Raw genomic sequence first — 7,624 nt, 5'->3', positions numbered from 1 at the left:
CCGAACAACACCTCAATCTGCGCACGCTCACCGAGCGTAAGACGACGTCCTGGCACAACAAGATCCTTCCAGAAGGACCTCGTTGCAACAGACACTAGAAACCGCCGCGTCGGAGGCAACGACTCGCCGCAACTCAACGCGTCGTACGGTGTGCGAACAGCGCCTGACGCGTTCCCATCATGATCCGGTCTCCGGGGCGCAGCGTCCTCATGACGGACTCCAGCTCGGGCCGGGCCATCGAGACGCAGCCCGCGGTCTGCCCCGAGCCGATGTGCATGAAGATCGCCGAGCCGTTCCCCGGCACGATCGGCGAGTCCGGCGGCCGGTTGTAGTTGATCACCACGGCCTGCTTGTACGGGCCCCTCTGCATGATCTGCGAGAGGTTCTCGTCGTCCGGCAGGCACTCGCCCCGGTAGTAGCGGTTGTACCGCCTGTCGCCGATCGTCGAGCCCCAGCAGTCGCCGCTTTCCCGCAGCGTGCGGTACGGGAGCCGGGTTCCCGGGTCACCCTCGCCGAACCCCTCGGTCATGCTGTAGGAACCGGTCGGCGACTTCCCGTCGCCCTCCCGCTTGGCGCCCGGTTCGGCGTAGCCGTTCCGGCCCACATGCCCCGGGGCGCTCAGGACCTGCTTCCAGACGCGGCCTTTCCTGACGCACTCGGTGACGGTCACCTCGGTCGTCCCGTACCCGGCCGCGACGGCGAAGACGACGTGCCGGGCCCCGCGGGCGTCGTAGCGCGTCTGCCCCTGGGTGAGAGCCCTGCACGGATCGTCTCCACGGTTCTCCTGAGCGGACGCGTGCGGAGCATGGACGACCATCGCGAGCAGCCCCGCCGCGGCGGGAAGGGCCGCAACCCGTATGGCACCTGAACGCTTTCCCATGGACCTTCGCTCCCCTCCGGCAGGCCGGACATGCCCGGTGATCGTCTTCGTTGTTGATCTCTACCCCGGCCAGGACCGTCCCACCCGGGCCGGACGGAACAACGCCCGTCCCGCTGCGATGGCGGGACGGGCGCGGGCTGAGCGGATCAGCTGAAGTACTCGATGAAGGGGGCCTTCTTGCTGGGCTGGGTGTCGGTGCCGGCGCTCACGATGGCGGACGTGCCGGGGCGGGCGTCGGCGTCGGTCGCCTGGACGGTGCCGGTGCGTGCGGGGCCGTTCAGGGTCGTCCAGGACGAGCCGTTGTAGTGCATGTACTGGCTGTTCGCGCCGGTCGTGACCGGGAGCACGACCACGCCGTCGTCGCCGTCCGGCGACAGGCCGATGCCGGTAGCGGACAGCGGGAGGTTGATCGTCGTCCAGGACGTGCCGTCGTAGCGCAGGAGCGCGTTGGTGGTCTGAGCGTTCTGCCGGGCGCGCAGGACGTAGACGTTCGTCGGGGAGTTCGCGACGATGCGGTGCAGGGTGCCCTGGGAGCCGGGGACACCGAGGTCGCCGGGGACGTTGATCCGCGTCCAGGACGTTCCGTCGAAGTGCATCACCAGCCCGGTGACGGACGTGCCGGTCTCGGCCGTGGTGCCGGCGAGCCACACGTCGTCCTCGGCGCGGACGTCCACCGCGGTGATGGACGAGGACGGCGGCAGCGGGACCACGGGGTCGACCCAGGCGCTGCCCGTCCAGCGAAGGATGGCGGACGGGCCGCCGCCGGAGGCGTCGAGGCCGGCGATGGAGTAGGCGGTGCCGTCCGGGGCGGCGGACACGGCGGTCGGGAAGCCCACCAGCGGGTAGGCGACCTGGCTCCACGCGGTGCCGTTCCAGTAGAGGCCGAGGGTGCCGCCGAGGTTGTAGCCGATGATCCACGCTTTGGACGGGCCGGCCACGGCGACGTCGATCGGGGTGAAGCCGACCGGGCTGGTGTCCGCGACCCAGGCGGAGCCCGTCCAGCGGACGATCTTCGCCTGCGGGCCGAAGAAGGAGCCGGCGGCGCCGACGGCCCAGCCCGCGTCCCCGGCGCCGAAGTCGACCCGGTCGAGGGTGCCGTCGTAGGTCAGGGCCGTACTGGGGATGTTCGTCCAGCCGGCGGCGTTCGCCGGTGCGGCGACCGCGACCGTCCCGGCTCCGCAGGCCAGGGCGGTGGCGATCACCAGTGCCGCGTCGCGTCTCATGGGCTCCCACTTTCAAGATCACAGCAAGGGTGCGCAAAAGAGTACGGGATCACTTACTGCAGGGGGCGGGAAACTCCTGCGTGGGCGGGATACGCCGGACAGAGACGGCAAGACGCCCGGAACCGTGCGGTTCCGGGCGTCTCGCGGCGCGGGACAGGGCTACTCGCCCTTCCAGTTCGGCTTGCGCTTCTCGGCGAACGCGGCGGGGCCCTCCTGGGCGTCCTTGGACGTGAAGACCGGCAGGGTGATCTCCTGCTGCTTCTTCCACGCCACGTCGTCGGTCCAGTCCGCGGACTCGACGATGACCTTCTTGGTCGCCGCGAGCGCCAGCGGCGCGTTCTCGGCGACCTTCAGGGCCAGTTCCTTGGCCGCGGCGAGCGCGCCGCCCGGCTCGGTGAGCCGGTTGACGAACCCGAGCTCGGCCATCCGCTCCGCCGGGTACTTGTCGCCGGTGAGGGCGATCTCCATGGCGATGTGGAACGGGATGCGCTGCGGGAGGCGGAGCAGGCCGCCGCCCGCGGCGACCAGGCCGCGCTTGGGCTCGGGCAGCCCGAACTGGGCGTCCCGGGCAGCCACGATCATGTCGCAGGACAGTGCCACCTCGCAGCCGCCGGCGAGCGCGTAGCCCTCGATGGCGGCGATCAGCGGCTTGGCCGACGGGCGCTCGACGATGCCGGCGAACCCGCGTCCCTCGACGATGGGGTTGTCGCCGGTCAGGAAGCCCTTGAGGTCCATGCCCGCGCAGAACGTCCCGCCGGCGCCGGTGAGGACGCCGATGGACAGGTCCTTGCGGGAGTCGAGCTCGTCCAGCGCCGCCGCGATCCCCTTCGCCACGTCGCCGTTGACCGCGTTGCGGGCCTCGGGACGGTTGATGGTGATGACGAGGACGGCGCCGTCTTCTTCGGTGAGAACAGCGTCGGTCATTCAGGGCCTCACTTGGGCTGGAAGCGGATACCGCCGTCGAAGCGGATCGTCTCGCCGTTCATGTAGTCGTTCTCGATCAGGGACTTGACGAGGTGCGCGAACTCCGCCGCCGTGCCCATCCGCTTCGGGAACGGGACGGGTGCGGCGAGCTTGGCCTTGAACGCCTCCGCCTGCTCGCCCGAGCCGTAGATCGGGGTGTCGATGATCCCCGGGCAGATGGTGTTGACCCGGACGCCGATCGCGGCGAGGTCGCGCGCCGCGGGCAGCGTCATGCCGACGATGCCGCCCTTGGACGCGGAGTAGGCGATCTGCCCGGTCTGGCCCTCCAGCGCGGCGACGGACGCGGTGTTGATCACGACGCCGCGGGCGCCGTCGGCGTCGGCGGGCTCGGTCTTGGAGATGGCCGAGGCGCCGATCCGCATCAGGTTGAAGGTGCCGACGAGGTTGATCCGGATGACGGTCTCGAAGGAGGCCAGGTCGTGCGGGCTGCCGTCGCGGTTCACCGTCCGCGACGCCCAGCCGATCCCGGCGCTGTTGACGATGACGCGCAGCGGGGCGCCGGTGTCGACGGCGGCCTGCACCGCAGCCTGCACCTGCTCCTCGTTCGACACGTCGGTCTTGACGAAGACGCCGCCGACCTCGTCGGCGAGGGCCTTGCCCTTGTCCTCGTTCAGGTCGGCGACGACCACCTTGGCGCCTTCGGCGGCCAGCGCGCGGACGGTGGCCTCACCGAGGCCGCTCGCGCCACCGGATACGACGGCGGAAACTCCGTTCAGGTCCATAAGCGACACCTTACGTGAGGGACCGAATGTGGTTCGGGGTGATGCTATCCAGACGTCGTCGCGCGCTCTGCTCACACCCCGACGGATTGCGGAGGCGCGTTGTTACTCATGGGTCACAATAGAGGGCGCGTTTGCTTTCCGCAGCCCCGGGCACGCGCCGGACCATGAGCGAACGTCCGCCACAGAGCCAGTCCTACCCCGGCCGCACCGGGGACATGACCCCCGAACCCCGCGACGAGATGCGCGACTACATCGGCAGCGACCTGCTGCACGACCGCCGCGCGCTGATCACCGGCGGCGACTCCGGCATCGGACGCGCCACCGCCGTGGCGTTCGCCAAGGAGGGCGCGGACGTCGCGATCACCTACCTGGAGGAGGACGACGACGCCCGGCACACGGCGAGCCTCGTCGAGGCCGAGGGACGGCGGTGCGTCACGTTCGGCGGCGACATGGCCGAGGAGCGGCACTGCCGCGAGGTCGTCGAGCAGACCGTCCGCGAACTGGGCGGGATGGACGTGCTCGTCCTGCACCACGGCATGCAGACGCCGGTGAAGGACGTCCGGGAGATCGACAACGACCAGCTGCGCCGGACGTTCGAGGTGAACGTGTTCTCGGTCTTCTGGACCATCCAGGAGGCCCTCGACCACATGGGGCCGGGGTCGTCCATCGTCATCACCGGTTCCATCAACGGGCTGCGCGGCAACAAGACGCTCATCGACTACTCCGCCAGCAAGAGCGCCGTGATGACGCTCGCCACGAGCCTCGCCCAGAACCTCATGGACCGCGAGATCCGCGTCAACTGCGTCGCGCCGGGGCCGGTGTGGACGCCGCTGATCCCCGCGACGTTCGACGAGGAGCGCGTGGAGAGCTTCGGGAAGAACGCGCCGATGGGACGTCCCGCCGATCCCGATGAGATCGCGCCGTCCTACGTGTTCTTCGCCTCCAACCGCCAGTCGTCGTACTACACCGGGCAGACGTTGGTCCCCGCCGGGGGAGAGATACACCCCGGCTGACGAAGCCGAACGTCAGCAGGCCGACAGGGGTCGGACGCCAGCAGGCCGGCAGACGCAGGACGTCACCAGGCCGACACCCGTTCGCGGGCGCGCGCGCGATCCGCGCGCTCGGGCACTTCCAGCCAGTAGACGGTGTAGGCGTGCTGGATCACCGGCAGCGCCACGTTCCGCACCCGCACCCCGCCGGACGTGAGGCCCTTCTCCGTCCCCTTGTGCGCGTGGCCATGGATCGCGAGGTCGACGCCGGCCGCGTCGATCGCCTCGCCCATCAGGTAGCTGCCGAGGAAGGGGTAGATCTCCGGCGGCTCGCCTTCGAGGGTGTCGGCGCACGGCGAGTAGTGCGTGAGGGCGATCGTCACATCGGTGTCCAGGTTCGCGAGGGACTCGGTGAGACGTCCCGCGAAGTCCCTGGTGTGCCGGATGAACCCCTTCATCTCGGGCTCGCCGAAGTCGCTGGCGCAGCGGCCCTCGAACCCGCCGCCGAACCCCTTGCCACCCGCGATGCCGAGGCTCGTCCCGGCGCAGTCCAGGACCGTCCCGCCGCCTTCCAGGACGGTCACGCCGGCGTCCCGCAGCACGCTGGTGATCTCGTCCTCGGCGTCGGAGTGGTAGTCGTGGTTGCCGAGCACGGCGACCACCGGGATCCCGAGGTCGCGCAGCTCGCCGGCCGCGGCCAGGCCCTCCTCGACCGTCCCGTGCCGGGTCAGGTCCCCGGCCACCAGGAACACGTCCGCGTGGTCGGCGAGCGCGGACAGCCGCGCCCGGTACGTCCCGGCCACGTCGGGCCCGACGTGCAGGTCCCCCACCGCCGCGACACGGATCATGAGATCTGCTCCTCTCCGTCCGGTTCGGGCACCGCGACGACGTGCAGCTCGTTGCAGATCTCGCGGCCCTCGGCGGCTACGCGGGCCGCCTCCTCGACGGCCCGGCTCCGCTCCTCGCTGATCACCTCGCCGCGCAGGTGCACGACCTCGCCGCGGACGTCCACCCGGATGCCGAGCTCGTAGGCGTCCATCGCGAGGTGCTCCTGGATGTGCGCGGCCACATACCCAGACATGTCGGTCATGGCCTGCCCCCTTTCCGTCACAGCACGTCCCCGTCGATCACGTCCAGCCGGGCCAGCAGCGTCAGGAACGCGTACGCGTACGGGGACCCGGCGGTCTCCGCGCCCACCCGCCGCCAGTCCACCTGCTCCCGCAGTGCCCGGCCGACGTGCAGGAACGCGCTGAAATCGCACGCGGTCTCGGTGAACGCCAGCAGCCGCATGACCATCAGGTCGGTGGCGGGCAGGACGGGCATCAACACCGCCCCGACCGCCATCTCCTGGGCCCGGCCCAGCAGTTCATCGTCCACGGGACGTCCGGACGGGGTGTGGATGAGGTCGATGAGGTGCTCGCCGTCGTACGCCTTCTCCAGCCAGTTCTCCGGGCTTTCCAGATGCGTCATGCCCGCCGCCCCGAGCGCGTCCAAGGCGGACTGGACGTCACGCTCCCGCACCGCGAAGTCGACATCATGCGTCGACATGGCGGCGCCGTGCGCGTACGCCGCGAAACCGCCCGCGAGCGCGTAGCCGATCCCGGCGTCGCGCAACGCGGCGGCGGCGCGCTTCAGGGCCACGAGCAGGCCGTCGGCTACGCCGCCCGAGCCCGGCCCCAGTCTCGCGGTGCCGGACCCGCGCGCCACGACCCCTGGCTCCGTCTGCACGTCCCCCACGCGCTCCCCCGGTCGATTGCGCTAGCGGTGGCGGTACCCGTGGACGCGCAGGTCATTCCGTCACCCCGGGACTCGGTACGCGGCGGGCGGCGTCGGAGTGGTGCCGAGACAGCTGGCGACGGGGTCCTCGATCGAGCACCATCCCGGCTTGCGCACCGGCACGTACCCGGACGGCACGCCCCGATTCGCGATGATCGACCGATAGGTGGGGACCGCGTCGGTCGGACGACGCGCCAACGTCGGGTCTGTCAGCACGTCCACCGTGTACAGGCCGAACCGCGGACGGTAACTGCCCCACTCGTAGTTGTCGGTGAGGCTCCAGTAGTTGTAGCCCATCATCTTCACGCCGTCGGCCATCGCACGCTGGATCCAGTAGATGTGGTCGCGGAGATGGTCCGAGCGTGTGTAGCCGTCCTTGCGTGGCTTGCCGTCGTCGGTCGACATACCGCTCTCGACGACGAAAACGGGCAGGTGCGGCAGGCGCCGCTGGTAGTTCTTCAGGACGTAGTACAGCCCCTCCGGCTCAGGGTCGATCTTCCAGAACTCGCCGGTGATCCCGTACACCGCGGTGAAGTTCTGCAGGTTGGCGCCGTAGTAGTAGTCGATGCCGATGAAGTCGAGCTTGTCAGTGGCCTCGTTGAACAGAGCCGCGTCGAAGATGCCGTTGACAGCCGTCCCATAGGCGACGTTGCTCGAAACGGGGGCGCCTGGATCGACCTTGTGAATCATGTCGTAAGCGGTGCGGTGCGTCTTCAGGAGGGCATCGCGCATCTTCATCATCTGGCCGAGGTCCATCGGACGGGTGGTGAGCTCCTTGTAGATGTAAGCGCTGGCCTCGTTGAACGTGATCCAGATGACGCCCTGACCCTTGTAGCGGTTGACGATGAACCGCGCGTTGCGGAGCCAGTCGTCCTGCGTTCGGGGGCTGTCCCAGGCGCCCTGATCGGCGACCCATCCGGGATACACCCAGTGACCCTTTTTCATCCTCGGGTGAGTTCGTAGTTCTGTAGGACGGCGATGGCCTTGACCAGGTGGCCGGCCTTGCTGGGGCTGCAGCGGAGCTTGCGGAGGATTCGCCATGATTTGAGC

Annotated in this window: 9 protein-coding genes and 1 pseudogene; 1 reads left to right on the top strand and 9 read right to left on the bottom strand. The window is 69.6% G+C overall.

The genetic code is table 11. From position 1 onward, the window contains the following. Nucleotides 1-133: 133 nt before the first annotated feature. From SM418_RS37585 to SM418_RS37570, 4 genes are all read right to left on the bottom strand, one after another. Nucleotides 134-880: a L,D-transpeptidase family protein gene (locus SM418_RS37585; RefSeq protein ID WP_371946416.1), complete on the bottom strand. Its 747-nt coding sequence runs from the start codon at nucleotides 878-880 to the stop codon at nucleotides 134-136. A 146-nt stretch (nucleotides 881-1,026) separates the two neighbouring features. Further along, on the bottom strand, nucleotides 1,027-2,103 hold the full coding sequence (locus SM418_RS37580; protein WP_371946415.1) for a hypothetical protein: 1,077 nt from the start codon (nucleotides 2,101-2,103) through the stop codon (nucleotides 1,027-1,029). A 159-nt stretch (nucleotides 2,104-2,262) separates the two neighbouring features. Continuing rightward, nucleotides 2,263-3,027, bottom strand: coding sequence for a crotonase/enoyl-CoA hydratase family protein (locus SM418_RS37575; protein ID WP_371946414.1), 765 nt, complete (start codon nucleotides 3,025-3,027; stop codon nucleotides 2,263-2,265). 8 nt (nucleotides 3,028-3,035) lie between these two features. Further along, nucleotides 3,036-3,809, bottom strand: coding sequence for an SDR family oxidoreductase (locus SM418_RS37570; protein WP_371946413.1), 774 nt, complete (start codon nucleotides 3,807-3,809; stop codon nucleotides 3,036-3,038). Nucleotides 3,810-3,973: 164 nt separating this feature from the next. On the opposite strand from SM418_RS37570, the gene SM418_RS37565 reads away from it, so the two are divergent. Next, nucleotides 3,974-4,822: an SDR family oxidoreductase gene (locus SM418_RS37565; protein ID WP_371946412.1), complete on the top strand. Its 849-nt coding sequence runs from the start codon at nucleotides 3,974-3,976 to the stop codon at nucleotides 4,820-4,822. Between the two features lie 62 nt (nucleotides 4,823-4,884). Here the strand turns inward: SM418_RS37565 and SM418_RS37560 are convergent, their stop codons facing one another. The 5 genes and pseudogenes from SM418_RS37560 to SM418_RS37540 form a co-directional block, all read right to left on the bottom strand. Then, nucleotides 4,885-5,646 carry a metallophosphoesterase family protein gene (locus tag SM418_RS37560; RefSeq protein ID WP_371946411.1) on the bottom strand — a complete coding sequence of 254 codons (762 nt, stop codon included), beginning with the start codon at nucleotides 5,644-5,646 and terminating at the stop codon, nucleotides 4,885-4,887. Beyond that, on the bottom strand, nucleotides 5,643-5,888 hold the full coding sequence (locus SM418_RS37555; protein WP_371946410.1) for a BON domain-containing protein: 246 nt from the start codon (nucleotides 5,886-5,888) through the stop codon (nucleotides 5,643-5,645). Before SM418_RS37555 ends, SM418_RS37560 begins: the two co-directional genes overlap by 4 nt. 17 nt (nucleotides 5,889-5,905) lie before the next feature. After that, on the bottom strand, nucleotides 5,906-6,526 hold the full coding sequence (locus SM418_RS37550) for a hypothetical protein (RefSeq protein WP_371946409.1): 621 nt from the start codon (nucleotides 6,524-6,526) through the stop codon (nucleotides 5,906-5,908). 69 nt (nucleotides 6,527-6,595) lie between these two features. Continuing rightward, nucleotides 6,596-7,501: a family 1 glycosylhydrolase gene (locus tag SM418_RS37545; RefSeq protein ID WP_371946408.1), complete on the bottom strand. Its 906-nt coding sequence runs from the start codon at nucleotides 7,499-7,501 to the stop codon at nucleotides 6,596-6,598. A 14-nt stretch (nucleotides 7,502-7,515) separates the two neighbouring features. Then, nucleotides 7,516-7,624, bottom strand: a pseudogene (locus SM418_RS37540) (IS5/IS1182 family transposase); the annotation flags it as partial.

The organism is Actinomadura chokoriensis (genome assembly GCF_041463665.1).
GTDB classification, from domain to species: Bacteria; Actinomycetota; Actinomycetes; order Streptosporangiales; family Streptosporangiaceae; genus Spirillospora; species Spirillospora chokoriensis_A.
Note: the sequence above shows the minus strand (reverse complement) of the source record. Positions and strands in the feature narration are given on the sequence as shown.